General features: G+C 51.8%; 12 protein-coding genes. 1 reads left to right on the top strand and 11 read right to left on the bottom strand.

The window, feature by feature from the left end; genetic code table 11:
- Positions 1-40: 40 nt before the first annotated feature.
- The 4 genes from PG728_RS05410 to PG728_RS05395 form a co-directional block, all read right to left on the bottom strand.
- A complete protein-coding gene (locus PG728_RS05410) occupies positions 41-1,810 on the bottom strand; it encodes an LpqB family beta-propeller domain-containing protein (RefSeq protein ID WP_270626215.1) in 1,770 nt (589 codons plus the stop codon).
- The gene (gene mtrB / locus PG728_RS05405; protein ID WP_270626214.1) at positions 1,810-3,777 is read right to left on the bottom strand and encodes an MtrAB system histidine kinase MtrB; all 1,968 of its coding nucleotides are present in this window, start codon (positions 3,775-3,777) and stop codon (positions 1,810-1,812) included. Before mtrB ends, PG728_RS05410 begins: the two co-directional genes overlap by 1 nt.
- A complete protein-coding gene (gene mtrA, locus PG728_RS05400; protein ID WP_270626213.1) occupies positions 3,778-4,467 on the bottom strand; it encodes an MtrAB system response regulator MtrA in 690 nt (229 codons plus the stop codon).
- A gap of 146 nt (positions 4,468-4,613) precedes the next feature.
- Positions 4,614-5,093: a DUF3499 domain-containing protein gene (locus PG728_RS05395; protein WP_270626212.1), complete on the bottom strand. Its 480-nt coding sequence runs from the start codon at positions 5,091-5,093 to the stop codon at positions 4,614-4,616.
- Between the two features lie 71 nt (positions 5,094-5,164).
- On the opposite strand from PG728_RS05395, the gene PG728_RS05390 reads away from it, so the two are divergent.
- Complete coding sequence (locus PG728_RS05390; RefSeq protein ID WP_270626211.1) at positions 5,165-5,575, top strand: metallopeptidase family protein; 411 nt, start codon at positions 5,165-5,167, stop codon at positions 5,573-5,575.
- A gap of 94 nt (positions 5,576-5,669) precedes the next feature.
- Here PG728_RS05390 and PG728_RS05385 read toward each other — a convergent pair whose 3' ends face one another.
- The 7 genes from PG728_RS05385 to PG728_RS05355 form a co-directional block, all read right to left on the bottom strand.
- Entirely contained in the window at positions 5,670-6,998 is a 1,329-nt protein-coding gene (locus PG728_RS05385) for a DUF5719 family protein (protein WP_270626210.1), read from the bottom strand.
- The gene (locus PG728_RS05380) at positions 6,995-10,276 is read right to left on the bottom strand and encodes a glycosyltransferase (protein WP_270626209.1); all 3,282 of its coding nucleotides are present in this window, start codon (positions 10,274-10,276) and stop codon (positions 6,995-6,997) included. Before PG728_RS05380 ends, PG728_RS05385 begins: the two co-directional genes overlap by 4 nt.
- Before the next feature lie 4 nt (positions 10,277-10,280).
- Entirely contained in the window at positions 10,281-10,574 is a 294-nt protein-coding gene (locus tag PG728_RS05375) for a WhiB family transcriptional regulator (protein WP_270626208.1), read from the bottom strand.
- Positions 10,575-10,817: 243 nt separating this feature from the next.
- Entirely contained in the window at positions 10,818-12,002 is a 1,185-nt protein-coding gene (gene manA / locus PG728_RS05370) for a mannose-6-phosphate isomerase, class I (protein WP_270626207.1), read from the bottom strand.
- A gap of 19 nt (positions 12,003-12,021) precedes the next feature.
- Complete coding sequence (locus PG728_RS05365; RefSeq protein ID WP_270626206.1) at positions 12,022-13,209, bottom strand: cobalamin-independent methionine synthase II family protein; 1,188 nt, start codon at positions 13,207-13,209, stop codon at positions 12,022-12,024.
- A gap of 75 nt (positions 13,210-13,284) precedes the next feature.
- Positions 13,285-14,826 (bottom strand): lysine--tRNA ligase, encoded by a 1,542-nt coding sequence (lysS, locus tag PG728_RS05360; protein WP_270626205.1) that lies wholly within the window; start codon positions 14,824-14,826, stop codon positions 13,285-13,287.
- Between the two features lie 50 nt (positions 14,827-14,876).
- Complete coding sequence (locus tag PG728_RS05355; RefSeq protein ID WP_270626204.1) at positions 14,877-15,728, bottom strand: pantoate--beta-alanine ligase; 852 nt, start codon at positions 15,726-15,728, stop codon at positions 14,877-14,879.
- Positions 15,729-15,789 lie beyond the last annotated feature (61 nt).

The raw sequence follows: 15,789 nt of genomic DNA, 5'->3' as shown, positions 1-15,789 counted from the left end.
AACCAGAAAATACCGGTAGCTAATGTCGCTAGCTATAAAACTATCCGCTTCCCGCAAAAGCAGGATAAGAAACCCCGTTTCCCACCACTCGCCAAGACTGTTCAATATGAACCATCCGAACCGTGCGATCCGTAACCACCTGCACATTCCCATCAGGAGGATTAGGGACTAAATAGCGAGCATTAAGCGCCGGTTCAAACGAATCATCATAAGAATTAATCGCCGCTATATGAACTTTAGGGGAACTACCGCCCTGCAAAATCGCGACCTGACCGGAATCAATCCAGGCCACGGAAAGCACATCCCGTAAAACAGCAGTTTTATTTGGGGTAGCAACCACCTGAGTAGGGGTACCATCCTCACTGCGAACAACCGTAATATGTTGCCCTTGGAAACTGTATCCAATCTGCCAAACTACCAATCCCCGCACCCCTGGTGAGCTGAGTGCAAAAAACGGGATTTTCCATTCACCTTCTGACGGAACCTTTACCGTAACCACCCGGGAATGTGCATTTACTGCCACTAAATCCCCAGGTTTGGAACTGTCACCTGTCCATACCCACCCCCAGGGATCAATCTGCGGATTCCGCAAATTCTTACCCCGGTAAAGTACCACGGGAGCTTTACCTCGTTGCAGACGAACCAGCTCGTTACCGCCGCGAATAGCCACCTGAAAATCGCTGGTGGAAGGGGTTGGCCAAGTAACTATCCCAGATAAATCTGCCGCCGAATTGAATACCCCATTTTGAGAATCGGACTCCTCGATAACTTCACCGTTGCGGATACCTAACATTTTCCGTTTCGGCGTCGATACCGGCTGTTCACTAGGGTCAGACAGCACGGCGTCGTTCTGCGTGACAATTACTTCTTCGATTCCCGCTACATCAAGCAAAGTTAATCGCAGCTGCTGATATAGCTGAGAAATATCCGCTTCAGAGCGCAATCGAACAGTCTCCGGTAGCTCCACCTGCGCTTTTTTGCCCTGCAAAGTTACAAGATTGGAAGGAACTTTTTCTAAAATTTCTGGCAAATGCAGCGCACCTTTTAGGTCTGCGGTCGGTCCGGAAAAAAGTGCCTCTAACAGGTGTTGCGGGCTGTTCTTGCGAGGAACCCATCTAGGATCCGGGATTAGAAAACGCCGGTCACTCGACCAGTAGTAGACATTTCGTTTACCATAAGCGTTTTTGAAAGCCGAGCTAGTGAGCACCACCCCATCAGGTAAGGCGTTAATCCGCCATTGGTCATTTTCTTTAACCAGTTGATATTTGAAGGTTTCTTCAGCGTGGTAATCTTTCTCGATTCCGGCTTTACTTAAACGCAATATCGGCTGCCCAGTACCGGTAGCAGTATTATCTGTGCTGTTAAACTCTACTTTCAGCTCATTTTTTGGTTTCAGTACCGTCACCTGTGCCTGCGGTTTCCAGCTGCGACGTTGGGCAGCGCTTAGGAATTGCCGGGCGATTCCATAGTCGTCATAGGTACCGGCAGCGCAGGCCTGTTGGAAATCTGCTAATAATTTTTCAGGCGTGGATCCATCTACCGGCCCGCTCGCTAACTGTGCCAGAGGGTTACGTGCATCCCGGTTTACTTCTCCTTCCCGCACCGGTCCTGAATCCGGCAGGGAGGCACAAGCTGCCATAGTTAAAGTCAGGCAAGTAGCGACAGCAGTTACCAGAATCTGTTTTCCTCGCTGTCTTTTAATTACCCTGGAGGACGGAACTATTTTTCCCGAGGACGTGCAGGGATTTACTGCCCTAGGTTTCGCTACCCAGGCTCTCGGCTGCCGCCATAGAAAAGATAACCATTTCATCAGACGGCTCCCTCTGATTCGCTATCTATTTTCCGGTCTTCTTCGGCCTGTAGATTCTCGATTCTTTGTTGAATGCTAATCACGCTGTCATCTGGCGATATTCGCGGTGATAGCTGAGTGGAAGCATCGTCACTAACCTTTAAAGGAAGGTAATCGAGCCCTTGCTTTAAGCTGTCATCTTCGTTAGAAATACCAGTTTCCAGGGGGTTCACATCAGTTTGCAGGTGATGCAGCTCCAAGGAGGTGTCGTCTAACTCCTCGGACAAAATAATGTCCTCCGGGTGTTCTTTAGCCCAGCGTCCACGCGCGGCAATCAAATCTTGGTTTTCCACCTGTTGAGGCAGGTCAGTAATCTCTTGCCCCGCATGACGCGGTAGTAGCAAGGTGAAAGCGGAGCCTTCCAGCGGGCACGACAAAACCGTGAGCAACCCGGAATGTAACGCTGCGTCCTCGGCAGATATGGCGAGCCCCAGACCGGTACCGCCAGTGGTACGTTTGCGGGAAGGATCCGCCCGATAAAAACGGTCAAAAACGTGTTGAGCCACCTCGTCGCTCATCCCCGGTCCATGATCGCGCACTTGGAAAGCCACCGCAGTATGACAGCCAGAAACCGTAACTTCCACCGGTTTACCTTCCGCGAATTCAATCGCGTTTACCAGGAGGTTTTGAGCTATACGCGTTACCCGGGTTTGGTCTAGCTGCGCAATGGTGTCGCCGAAAGACTTTAGCTCGACCTTTACCCCCATTTTTTCAGCTAATGACCGATTAGATTCTAAAACCTCGGACACTAGGTTAGTTAGGTTAGTGTCGGATAACGATAGTTGCGCTACTGAAGCGTCAATCCGGGAAATCTCGATTAAATCTGCCAACATTTTGTCGAACCGATCAACTTGGCGATGCAAAATCGTCACCGAACGGGCATTGGTGGGGGAAAGCTCGTCTCGCTCATCATAAAGCAAATCGGTAGCCATACGGATGGTGGCTAGCGGGGTGCGCAGCTCATGAGAAACATCGGATACAAACCGCTGCTGCAAAGTAGATAGCTCTTCGTAATCTTTAATTTGTTCGCGAAGATAAGAGGACATATCGTTGAGGGCTTGCGAAAGCTGAGCGAGTTCGTCCTTGCCCCACACCGGCAATTGGATATTAAGGTTTCCGGCTGAAACTTTCCTAGCTGCTTTCGCCGCTCGGCGTGCAGGAGTCAAAATCGAATAAGATACCGCGGCTATCAGCACTGTTATCAGCGCTAAGAGTACGACCGTTCCAAAAATGAGCACCTGGTTTACAGTATGAACAGTTTGCTGTTCATAGGCTAGAGAATAGACTATGTAGACTTCATAGGAACCTACTAGTGGCAGCAATACTCGCGACCCGACCACAATCCCGGGAGTTTTTTCTTCTTGCGAGTTCTTTAAAGACACCGACTGCCAGTGAATTCCACCTTTTTGCTCTACCGCCCTACGTAAATTTTTGGTAATGAGGGCGCGCTGTTCCGGGTCAATAATCTCGTTGATAGCTAAGGGACGGGTTTCATTCGGGTCTTTCAACAGCATTGCCCCTACCCCGCCCGCACCGGCAGAAGCATCTCGTTGATCCGAAATTAGGGTGTAGGCAGCATCTTGTACCCCATTAACCGAATCAACCACCGTAGAGTCAAAAGCGGATTGCAAACTTTGAGCCCGAAGCGAGGCATCCTGCAAAACAATATTGAGTCGTTTTTGGAAGATTCCATTAGAGACATGAGTAGTGACCGAAACAATCAAAATCACCATCATTACGGCGGTAGCTAGCGTCATTAACGCAGTTAATCGCGCAGATACAGAGGAAAGGAAAAACCGTACTATCGGCACATTAGACAAGCCGGTTTGTATTCTCTCTAGGCTTTGCCGCCATTTTTTTTGTCGCACCAGCTCCCAAAAATTGCTGGAAGTGGGGGCAGCTACCTCCGCTGGGGATTGCGCACTCATTTATGCAGAGTTGCCTCCGGCGCGGTATCCCACCCCTCGCACCGTACGTACAATCTTGGGATGTTCGGGATCTTCCTCTATCTTGGCACGAAGCCGCTGCACATGGACATTAACCAAGCGAGTATCAGTGTTCGGATGCCGGTATCCCCAGATTTCCTCTAGGAGTTCTTCTCGGCTAAAGGCTTTCCAAGGCGAACGCGCTAAAGTGAGCAGCAAATCAAACTCTAGAGGAGTTAAATCAATCCGCTCTGAACCCCGGAAAACTTCGTGCGCCACCACGTTGATACGCAAATCCCCCATATCAACGTCCTCTTCTTGCCCCTCACTACTGCGCCCACGCAAGCGAGCTTTTATCCGCGCAACCAGTTCTTTGGGCTTAAAAGGCTTGGGGATATAGTCATCGGCTCCTGCTTCCAGACCAGCCACTACATCGGCAGTATCTGACTTTGCGGTCAGCATAATGATTGGCAAATCGGATACGGTGCGAATCTGCCGACAAATTTCCACCCCATCTTTGCCAGGCAACATTACATCCAGAAGCACTAAATCCGGTTGGCTCTCTTGAAAAACATTAAAAGCCTGTTCACCGTGGTGACAGAAAACTGATATATAACCCTCAGTGGACATCACAATGCCCACCATTTCCGCGAGCGCTTCGTCATCGTCTACTACCAAAATTTTCACGGTCATAGTTTCTATTCTGCCACGCCGAAGGGGCTTTTTAGCGACCTGTCCGCGCGAAGGCGCATTTATATTAAATCAGTTGCGCGATTACTGTAGCTTTCTGGTGGTAAATCTTGCGCAACCAGATATTCTACTTTCGCTAGAAAACTCCGCTACTGCACACTTTTATCCGGTAATCCCCCAGGTAATAGCCGTAAATGTCCTCGGCGTTGTTCCGTGACTGGTCGGTGCTGGGGGGTTAGTCCCTGTTTTGCGTAGGCATCATATTCGTTTCCGGGGTGTCCACTGCCCCCACTGGTAGCTTCGGGACTGAGATGCCCATCCCAGTTCTTATTTACCCGCGCGGTAGAAAGATGGCGACGCTTCGATGCCTCTCGCACTACATTTGCCAGGGCTTCTAAGTCGTCATCACTGGGTTCAGCGGGGGTGAATTCGCTAGCTAACCGCACTACCTGCCAGCCTCTAGGGGCAGTTAAAGTTTTTGCGTGTTGGGCACACAAATCGTAGGCGTGTGGTTCCGCTTGGGTTGCTAAGGGGCCGAGGACGGCGGTGGAATCTTTATATACGTAGGTTAAAGTTGCGGCCGCTATCTGGCTGCAACCGGTTTTGGAACACGTTCTACTTACCCGCACAATTGCACGTTAGCGGCGCGGGATATAAAAACCAAGCCAAACTCGCGGTAAGGTGCGTTCTCGTGAGGGGTGTGACACGAAGCCGCCGCGACCGTCACGGACGGGGTTTACGCGGAGTTACTTTCTTACCGATGCTTCCAGCGTGGAGAACTCGGCGGGAAAAGTTTGATCAGCTGGTTATTGATTTAGCGACTTTAGCTGCCCGCCATCATAGCGAGGTTTCGCAAATAGAATTCGGGGTGGAGGACGTGCCTCCTTCGGATCCGGCAGAATGGGAATCATCTCGGGCGGTTTTAGGCAGGATGTTTCCGGCTGATAAAAGTGGGCGACTTCCTACCCGGATAGTGGTGTACCGCTTACCTATTCAGTGGCGCTGTTCCAGCTCGGCCGAGATGGAACAGGCGGTAAAAGCAGTGTTAGCAACCCATTTGAGTGTGGAGATTGGGTGTGCACCCGAGGAGGTTTTCCCCGCATCCTGGTAATCCCTAAACTCGCCCTTACTCATAAATAAAACTAATCCAGAAAACCGGTTCTACGGTATCTATATCTACTGGCAGACCTGTTAAAACTTGACGGTCAGGGATTTATTTTCACCGAAATAGCCCCAGCTTCTGAGGCAGATTTCTCCACTGCGATAGTGCGGAATGTGCCAGCAATATCTCCTACTAGCTGCCCCACCCTTATTTCGTGTTCGCTTTGCCACTGCCATAGCCCTTCCGACAGTTTCACTATTGCTATTTTCCCTGGCGAAAGGGTTATCTCTTGGCGTTTTTCTCCTGAAACTAAAGTAATTTTTTGAGGATAGGAGCTTTCAAAGGATAGGTTTTCCGATTGTTTAGTTACCAGCACTGCCCCGGAAGTGCTGGGCGGCACCGAGGGGTAAATTGCCAGGGTAGGCTGATTTGCTACCGTTTCTTCCGCAAATACTGCTGCCACCACCGGTTGATTTGATGTAAGTTTTACCGCAGCCACTCCGTCTTTAACTCCCCCCAGCGGAATATCGAAAACTGCTCCGCTGGCAACCTGTAATTTATTCGGCGATGACAGTGGGGTTTCCCCTTTGGTATCCAGCAGGGAGACTTGCAAAGTTGCAACAGCCGAATTGGAGTTAAGTACCCGCAGACTAGCTTTATCAGTGATTTTTGCTGCGGGAATCACAACCTCATTTTCTGGTGATGCTAGACGTGGCGAATGGGAAGCACCCTCTTTTTGAGCACCGGTAGCCAGCGTGGAACTAACCCAAGAGCTAACCCCAGCACCCTCTGCCTCAACCAATACTCCTAGGCGATTAAACTCGCTAGCCTGCCCATCCAATATAAGGGCGGAACTGCCTTTTGCAGGAACATTTTGCGCTATTTTTCCCCCTAAAGAACCTTGTTCGCTCCAGATTTGAATCTGTACAGTTACGGCTCTACCTGCCGGGTTTACCAAGTGCAAGGTGGAGGCGTTGCCGACCATAGTTCCGGGAGTAAGAAAATAGGCACGATTAACCGGAGGAGCACAATAATCTGCGAAAAATCCATTTTCGTTTTGCGTTCCTGAGCCGCTAACGTAACCTATAGCTGCCCCGTTGCGTCCCTGCAGCGGATTTACCTGTATTTGCAGCCCAGTTTTAGCTACTGTTTTAGGGTTTTCTCCTGAAATAGTTTTCCCACTGCTATCAGTAATAGCTCCCTCTCCCGCCAGGGAAGCGGCTTTAACCCAGGCGGTAGCGTTACCGGCGGGCAGTCCGGGACATACTACCTGTCTAATTCCTGCCGGAACAGCCACTTTAACACCGGTATTTTTCGCAGTTGAGAGGGCGGGAAGCTGTCGCCAGGTCACTGCGGGAATCACTAAGGCTGCAAGCACAATCACTACAGCAGAAGCTACGGCCCAAATCGTTTTGGCTACTGGTTTTTTCATTCCCTCTCCCTCCGTTCTCCAAGAGGCAGACAGGCAGCTATCGTCACTAGATAGACCAGCAGCACTGCGGTAATCGCCAAGTTGTGCCCGGAAGAACCATAAGACACTTCGAGGTGACCAGAGATATTAGCCGGGATGGTAAAGACCTGTAGTTCGCCCTCGGTATCCGAAAGAAGCGGTCTACCATCGACGCTGGCTTTCCAGTCGGGGTGAGTTGCTTCTGCCAACAGCAGTTTGCGGGGGCGCGAGGACGCCGAGATGTTTTTCTGGGCTCTCAAGACCCCTGCCGGCACTGTTTCTTGCCCACCTATATCTTCGATTCGTACCCTTGAAGCTAAACGAGGGGGAGAAAACTTACTGGTATCCAGACGCCAGACCTGGTAATCAGACTTGGCGGATACCGGATGAAAATAGGAGGAGGCGGCAAGTTTTGCGTTCAAGCCTTCCGAACCGGCGCGGTTAGTTACCAAGAGCTGCTCGATCGCCAAATCGGCGCATAGCTTTGCCACCTGCTGGTCATTGCCAGCAACTAGCATCGTTAAAACCTGCTGTTCCGGGGCGAGTCGCGTTTTTATATCGGCACGCATCTGCCAGTTGGTTGCTAGCAGCCCCGGTCCTTCCTCTCGGCGCATAGACACCTGATAGGTCTGCTCTTGCCGATCTACTAGGAGCATCCGGGTACGTTTTTCAGAGGTAGACAGAATTGAAAATGCAACTGGCGCACGTTCACCTCCCGGCTTTAACGGAGAGTTAGTGTTAGGAATACTCCAGGTAGTCACGGTTACCAGTGGCAGCACTAAAGCTAGAGCCAACAAACTTCCTAATAGGTAGCGTAGGGTTTTACCAAGTTCAGTTCCGTTTATGCCGGTCACAGCAGCTCCCAGTAATCCCACAAGCAGCAAGGAAAATACCGAAAGCAGCCACGCCCTTTGCCCTGGCGCGACCATTTGCCCAGCCGCCCACGCCCCAATAACCATGCCTGCTAAGACAAATGCCCAGGCTACGCGGGTAGCTATCAGGTCACGTCCGGTAAATAAAGCTGCGGTAGCTGCAAGAACCACGCCCCCTAAAGCAGCTATCCCCGCGATTACAGGTATGCCATAGAGGAGTTGCCCGAGGGAGAATAACTGTTCCCGCATCGAAATCGGGGCCACAGCCGCGGGGGTGATAAATAGATAGGAACCCAAACTGTGAGTTCGTAGCGCCCAAACCAGGGAGGGCAATAAAGTAGCCAGAGACGGTCCTAAGATAACCAAAGCGCCACACAGGAAAGAAAATCGCTTCCGCCAGGACAAATGTCGCTTCAGGGATACGCTAACCACACATAGCAGCATGAACCCGAAGGCAAGTGGCCACATCCAGGGGGCAGCGGCGCAAACAACGCTCAGAGCCAAAGCCGCAACGCCACCTGCTGCCCGAGGGCGGATAGGCGGATAATATACTTCCGTTCCATACACACCGGACAATTGATAGGGACGGCAAAGACCTAAGAAAGATAAGCTGCCCCAAATCCCTAGCGGCAAACATATATGGCTCAATGCTGCCGGAAGGTTCCCGCTTTGCAAAGAAACCAGGAAAGGCAGCGCCCCTGCCCAGCTAAGCGCAAATAGGGCGCGCAGGGGATTAATTCGGGTGAGCGCAGCGGAGGCTAACCAGGCACTCATCACCGCTGCCAGAGGAGAAAGAATCAATAGCCAACGCAAAACCGTGGTAGGGGAAATCCCGAAAAGAGCGAAAGGCGCACTAAACACTAGCAGTGGATAGGCGATAGGATCGGCTGGCCCGCTCATCCCGGTAGAAAAAGTACGCCAATAACTGGTGGCAAGAGCAAAAAAGTCATTCCAGTTACCGGGGAGTACACTCCAGAACCCCCCGTGCATACCGCCCAGATAATCTCGGAATGCAAACAGCGAAATAAACAGGAAAAATACCGCGAGCGACCAGGCTATGATGCGGGCACGTTTGGTAATGCTTTCCAATTGGGATTTCGCGAGCGCCCCCAGTGCATAGATTGCTTTTCCGTGTTCTTGTCTAACTTTGCGGATTAGACGGCGATTTTGTCGCACCTGACTAGGGGGTACTTCCAGGCGCGCCAGTTCGCGCCGGGAAATCTGGGATTGACGGCGTTGAATTCGTCGCGCCGAAACAATCCTGCCTAGCGTCTTTAGGACTTGGTTTGCCGAGTTTATCTCTGCTCTTGCGCGATACCCTTCAGAGCGCAGCAGGTAGCAGAGGGCTAGAATAGTCGATTTTAGAGGCAGAAAGAGTATCCATAGTGGTAGGAGCAGTGAGTTTATGGTGAGGGTGCGGTAAATATAGTTATCTGCGCGGCGAATCGCCCAAGATTTTTCTTTATCGCGGGGAGTCTGCACCGCCAAGGGGGTTATTGGGGGCGGGTCGTATACATAAACCGGTTGGTGTGGAATGGGGGCGTCTGTATCCAAGGACGGCGCTGTTTGGGTAGCAGCTGGCTCCTTAGCTGGGGGAGACTTTTTGGTTGTGTCCCCTGTGGGATTCTCGACCTCTTTATTAAAGATGCGTTCAGTAGAGTTTTGATTCTCTAGATATTCGCGCAGCCCATAAAGTCCGGCTTGAGCATGGTAGATACGTGCGGAAGGAACTAGGCATACGCGATAGCCTGCCATTCGGGCGCGCCGCCCTAACTCTAGCGCTTCCGTGAAAGGACTGAGTAGAGGGCTACTGGCGCGCAAACGATCCCAAAGTTGGGCTTTTATTAGCATTCCGGCACTGCCTACGGTCAGGACATCACTGATTGAATCGTATTGTCCCTGGTCAAGTTCACCTGAATCGAACAGAGAGAGGCGTTTGCCACTGCGGGTAGCGTGGATACCTACCGAGGCAAGAGTATCGGGTTTATCCCAATCGAGCGCTTTAGGGCCGGCAATCCCCAAGGTAGTAGAGTTCTCGAATGCCTGGACAAGTTCCCCCAGACAAGCTGGGTCGGGAGCAGAATCATCGTGAAGGAGCCACAGATAATCTACTGCTGCGAGGTTATCTGCGCGAGCAGCACTCACTGCTTGTCCCAGGTTTTTCGCTTTCACCTGGGTGTATTGTAAGGGCGCGTAGGGACGTAAATCAGCGGGGCTAAGGGCGGTGGCAGGATCAGTATCTACTACCACTATAGAATCTAGTGGATACCGCGAACGCTGTAAGGCATTTAGGGATTGTTGCAGGTAGGGAGTAAGTCCCCGGGTTACCAAAAAAACTTGGACACTGGGGGGCTGATAGTTATCGAAGCTAGCAGAGGCAATAGCCACTGCACTAACCTACATTGCGCCGCAGTCTGCGCCGTTCTCGTTCTGAGAGACCGCCCCAGATTCCGAAGCGTTCATCGTTCTCTAAGGCATAACTTAGGCATTCATCACGAACTTCGCAAAGCTCACAAACCGCTTTAGCTTCCCGAGTAGAGCCACCTTTTTCAGGAAAGAAGGCTTCGGGGTCAGTTTGGGCACATAGTGCTTGTTCCTGCCAGGAGAGGGGACCTTGGTCATCCTGCCCAATTTGCCAGGAGAGCGGATTAGACGAGATGGAACCCTCGCCGAATATGTTCCACATACTGTACTCCTCGCAAAAATAGCTTTCTCTACAAGAGTATAAACTACATGCGTGTCATTCGGGGAAGTCACTTAGAAATAATGATATAGATTTTTAGTTCCCAAAAGCAGACACTTAAGCACCAAACCCCAATCTACCTGCTTTTTAATTGTATTAATTATTGGATAATGATGCACGAAAAAACTCTTACCGGATTTCACCACAGTTTGGCTCAATTAACCCTAGCTAGCTAAGTCAGGTTGATTACGGCACTCCCGCCTGTGCTAGCGTTCCGTTCCCGCGCGCCCTCATCACACCCTCAGAATCAGCAACAAAAACAGCCTGACCTCTGTGGATAGCCTCAGTAGACCCTCCAGCTCCCACTTCCAATTCGCCGGAAACTCCCAACAGAATTCGCGGACCGCGACCGGGAATTGGAATCCATTCCCCGCCAGCAATCTTGGACACTGAAAGTTCAAAATCATCCACCGGAGCATAGTAAATCCCAGTGCCCCGCCCATTCATTTCCGGGGCAATCCGCACCGGGGGCGCGCCATGAAAATCCATACACCGCAAAGCCTCACCTGCATCAATATGCTTAGGGGTAAGTCCGGCGCGCAACACGTTGTCCGAAGAGGACATTATCTCGATACCTAAACCGGAAACGTAGGCATGTACCGCGCCGGTAGGGATAAATAGCGCCTCCCCTGCCTGTAGAGTGACCGGGTTGAGCAGCAAAGATAGCACCGCGCCGGGGTCGCCTGGATAGGTACGCGCGAGGGCGAGAGCCTGGCGGTCTACCCTCAGCGAGGGGGAAGTGCCCCTATCTAAGCGATCTTGACAAGCGGTGATTACTGCTTCGATTTGGAGACGACGTTCCTCATCTAAGGGGGCTAATAGTTTGCGCGCCGCCGCCCGCAAACCGCGATAACCGGGGTGGGCTCGCAGGATTTCTAGCAATTCTCGCGCTAAGGGTGCGTTTAGATTATCTAAGACCTCCATCGCGCGGCGAGGAGCGCGAAAACCGGCGAAAGCCTCAAAAGAGGTAAGCGCAAAAATCATTTCTGGCTTATGGTTACGATCGCGATAGTTCCGCCTTGGACTATTTAAGGGAATACCGGCTTCTTCTTCCGCTTGAAAACCAGCCTCTGCCAGTTCCTTACCGGGATGTACCTGCAAAGATAATGGCTGCTCGGGAGCAATAATTTTCAATAGAAACGGAAGGTGCTCATCAAAGCGCGCCGCCACGTCCTTACCTAAAATTCCGGCAGGGTCAGCGGAAATATGTTCTGAGAGCGGGCGACCTCCCGCCAAAGTCTGCGCTCTATCGTGAGCACCGAACCAAAGTTCCGCTACCTGCTTACCCCCAAAATCAATCCCGGTAAAGTCACTGATAGCACTGGTAGAACCCCAAGCGTAATCCTTAAAAGCCCCGGAAAGCCTCAGCAATGTAGGAACCTTTCCTGACCTAAACCAGTTTGGCCCCAGCCACCAGCGACTGTAGTTTCGCCCAGGCGATAGAAGAATGCAATCGCCCGCCCAGACCGCAGTCAGTAGAAGCGATTACCCGCTCCGGACCAACTGCCGCCACATAGCGCGATAACCTATCGGCTACCAGCTGCGGATGCTCAACCACATTAGTAGAATGGCATACCACCCCGGGGATTAGCACCTTGTCTGCCGGCAACTGGTATTCGTACCAGATGCGCCATTCATGGGCATGGCGCGGAGAGGAAGCCTCGAAACTGTAGCCCCTCGCATCTACCCGCAGCACGTCCTCCACAATATCGGCAAAGGGAATATCGGTAGTGTGCGGCCCGTGCCAAGAACCCCAACACACGTGGAAACGAGTAAGTTCGGTAGGAATATCCTTTAATGCCCAGTTCAGAGCCTCTATGCGAACCCCGATAAACTTTTTATAGTCCTCAAGGGAAGGCTCTGGGTTAATCTGATCCCAGGATTCCGCGATAGAGGGATCATCGATCTGTACCGTCAGTCCCGCATCAGTGATGATTTTATATTCTTGCCGCATCGCATCTGCACATGCCCAGACCACTTCCTCATCGCTGCGGTAATACTGATTTTTAATTCGAGCACATGAGCCGGGCGAAAGGGCAGCCATAAAACCAGAGGAAGCATCTACGCCATTAGCTTGTAGCCCTTTAAGCAGCAGATTTACATCCCGGCGGGCAGCGTCAGCACCAGTATAGGTGAGCGGAGCGGTAATCACCGGATTGCCAACCGAATTACGCTTACCCAGCACCCCCGAATCTGGATCCTCATAGGCTTCGCGGAAAAGGTTACGGTCACGCCTATCGGTAAAAGTAGTCAGCCGAATTTTTCCCGGCTCGGAACGGATTACCGAAGAATCTGCCCAGCGATCCTCGTTCGTTTGAGTAAGTCCCCCCAGGCGGGAAAATGAATAGTTCCACCAAGCTCCATAATCAACCGCACCTGAGGTTTGATGTCCGTATTCGCCCTCATTAACGATATCTATCCCAATTTCGCGTTGCTTGGTAACTACTTCGGCGCTAGCGCGTTCGAGGATTTCTTGGAACTGTTGCTCGGTTATTTGCCCGGCTGCCAGCTGGGTATTGGCTGCAAGTAGCTCCGGGGTGCGGGGCAGTGAACCCACATGGGTAGTTTTCACCGACATTATTATTCCCCTTTCCTGGGTTACTTGAATAAATACTTAAGAGGACGCGCCAGGACTTACGACGTGAGCGGTAACCTAAATTCGCTTTACCAGCGGGAAAGTGATGGTTTCGCGGATTCCCAAACCGGTAATCGCCATCAGCAGACGGTCAAGACCCATTCCCATGCCCCCAGCTGGCGGCATTCCCGCTTCGATTGCCTGCAAGAACTCTTCATCTACTTGCATAGCCTCTGGGTCTCCGTTAGCGGCATCTAGGGATTGTGCTTCAAAACGTTCTCGCTGAATTACCGGATCGTTGAGTTCCGAGTAGCCGGTAGCCAGCTCGAATCCGCGCACATACAAATCCCATTTTTGCACCTGTCCGGGTTTTTCGGGATGGGATTTAACCAGTGGGGAGGTGTCTTCCGGGAAGTCCGCTACGAAAGTGGGGGCATACAGGTCATCGCCTACTTCTTCTTCCCACAGCAGTTCCACGATTTTGCCAGGGGAATAGAATTTTTCGACTTCAATCTCGCGCTCCTTAGCCAGTTTCACCAATTCTTCCCGAGGAGTGCGCGGAGAGATTTCTTGTTCCAATGCCTCTGAAAGGGAACCATAAAGGTCAATCCATTCCCACTGTCCTCCCAGGTCATAGGATTCCCCGTTTGGCAAAGTGGCGACGGTAGTTCCCAGGGCGGCCTGGGCTGCGTTTTGCACCAGCTGGCGGGTAAGTTCGGCAATCTGACGATAGTTCCCATATGCCTGGTAGGCCTCTAGCATGGTGAACTCAGGAGAATGCGAGGAATCTGCGCCCTCGTTACGGAAATTGCGGTTGATTTCAAAAACCCTATCAATCCCACCCACTAGGCAACGCTTTAAGAACAATTCCGGAGCGATTCGCAGGTAGAGGTCAGTGTCATAGGCATTCATGTGAGTGATAAAAGGACGCGCAGCTGCCCCTCCGTGCAGGGTCTGCAACATCGGGGTTTCCACCTCGATAAAGTCCCGCCCGGATAAAGTTGCGCGCAGCGAAGCCACCACCTGCGCGCGAGTACGCACCATTTCCCGGGCTGCTTCGCGGGTAATCATATCCAATTCGCGGTGACGTACTCGCTGGTCTTCAGAAAGAGAAACCTCTTGTCCGTCCTCGGTTTTGAAAGTTTTCGGCAGCGGACGCAAAGACTTGGCCGTGAGTTGCCAGGCGGATTGTCCGTCCTCTCCGGGCTGCGCCATTACCGACAGTTCCCCGCGTTTAGAAGCAATCACCCGCCCGTAGACAAACAGGTGATCTCCCAGGTCTACATCAGTTTTGTAATCACTAAGGGAATCTTTACCCACCTGGGCGGCAGAAAGCATCGCCTGCAGGCGAGTACCATCGCCTTGCTGCAAGGTCACGAAGCAGAGCTTACCGGTATTGCGGGAAAACACTACCCTCCCGGCAACCCCAACAAAGTCTTCAGTTTCTTCCCCCGCTGCTAGGTTCGGGTATTGTTCGCGCACCTGACTGAGGGTATGGGTGATGGGAACCGAGATGGGATAGGGGTTACGTCCATCATCAATCAAGCGCTGACGTTTTTCAGCGCGGATACGAATCTGTTCAGGTACACTTTGGGTTTTAGTTTCACTCACGTATTCCATGTTAGCTGTGAGCGGCAAATAGGTTCAATCCTGCATCCCCCTGCTGGCAGTTAAGGACGTGAAAGTACCACTAGCTGGTTGTCACAAAGACGCATACCATCTAATTTTGCCGCTGCGATCAGGCAAGCAGTACTAGGACCTTCTCCCGTCCAAGTCTCAAAGGAAATAGGATCGACCAAATCAAGATATTCAATTTCGCCCCCACAAGCGGAGAGCGCCTGGCGACAAGCAGCTAAGACCTCGCTTCCAGAGCCCGAGGCGGCCGCTTGCCGTACCCCAGCAAATAGAGCCTTCGCGAAACAGATAGCCTCCTCCCGCTGCGCATCGGAAATGCCCTGGATTTCCCGAGAAACCACCACCCCATCTAAATCCCTAAAGGTGGGGACAACTTCAATCGTGACCTGAATATCCAAGTCACGTACCACTTGCCGCACACAAGCTAAGAATTGAGCATCACACTGACCGATAAAAACCTTATCGGGGCGAACAATCCCCACCATTTTTACCAGCTGGGTTAAACGCCTGAGCATTTGCTCGCGGTGACTTGCGCCCTCGAAATGATTAAGAACCTGACCGGGATCAAGAAGAGTTTGCGCAGCCCCAAAGGGATAAAAAGCTTCAGTTGAGGGAGCAAAAATAATATCCACCCCCGCATTTGCAGCCACCTGCAAATCAGCGGAGCTAATAATATCGGAAGTGGTTTCAAAAGCCGGTTCCACCGGATCGGTATAGATCGAAACCACCAGGGTGTCTACCCGTGATGCCGCCTCGACAAATGCTGCCTGGTGACCTGGGTGAAAATCGCCGCGGCTACAGACAAGCCCCACAATTCCGCTGTTTTGCGTTGCTCGCCCTAGCGTCCGCCTGTCATGCACTACCAGCGGTTCTTTTATTTCGTTCACGCTATGTTCCCTCAAGTTTTCCTGACATTTACTTCTTTGATTCTACCTGTCAAAGCAGGGG

This window comes from Varibaculum timonense (assembly GCF_027694345.1).
Lineage (GTDB): Bacteria > Actinomycetota > Actinomycetes > Actinomycetales > Actinomycetaceae > Varibaculum > Varibaculum timonense_A.
The sequence above is the reverse complement of the archived record's forward strand: the minus strand, read 5'-3'. Positions and strand labels throughout refer to the sequence as shown.

What these genes read in the sequence shown, in the direction of transcription:
- mtrB (WP_270626214.1), bottom strand. Translation starts at nt 3,777, where the DNA reads ATGAGTGCGCAATCCCCAGCGGAGGTAGCTGCCCCCACTTCCAGCAAT.
- lysS (WP_270626205.1), bottom strand. Translation starts at nt 14,826, where the DNA reads ATGGAATACGTGAGTGAAACTAAAACCCAAAGTGTACCTGAACAGATT.
- PG728_RS05365 (WP_270626206.1), bottom strand. Translation starts at nt 13,209, where the DNA reads ATGTCGGTGAAAACTACCCATGTGGGTTCACTGCCCCGCACCCCGGAG.
- PG728_RS05410 (WP_270626215.1), bottom strand. Translation starts at nt 1,810, where the DNA reads ATGAAATGGTTATCTTTTCTATGGCGGCAGCCGAGAGCCTGGGTAGCG.
- PG728_RS05375 (WP_270626208.1), bottom strand. Translation starts at nt 10,574, where the DNA reads ATGTGGAACATATTCGGCGAGGGTTCCATCTCGTCTAATCCGCTCTCC.
- PG728_RS05385 (WP_270626210.1), bottom strand. Translation starts at nt 6,998, where the DNA reads ATGAAAAAACCAGTAGCCAAAACGATTTGGGCCGTAGCTTCTGCTGTA.
- mtrA (WP_270626213.1), bottom strand. Translation starts at nt 4,467, where the DNA reads ATGACCGTGAAAATTTTGGTAGTAGACGATGACGAAGCGCTCGCGGAA.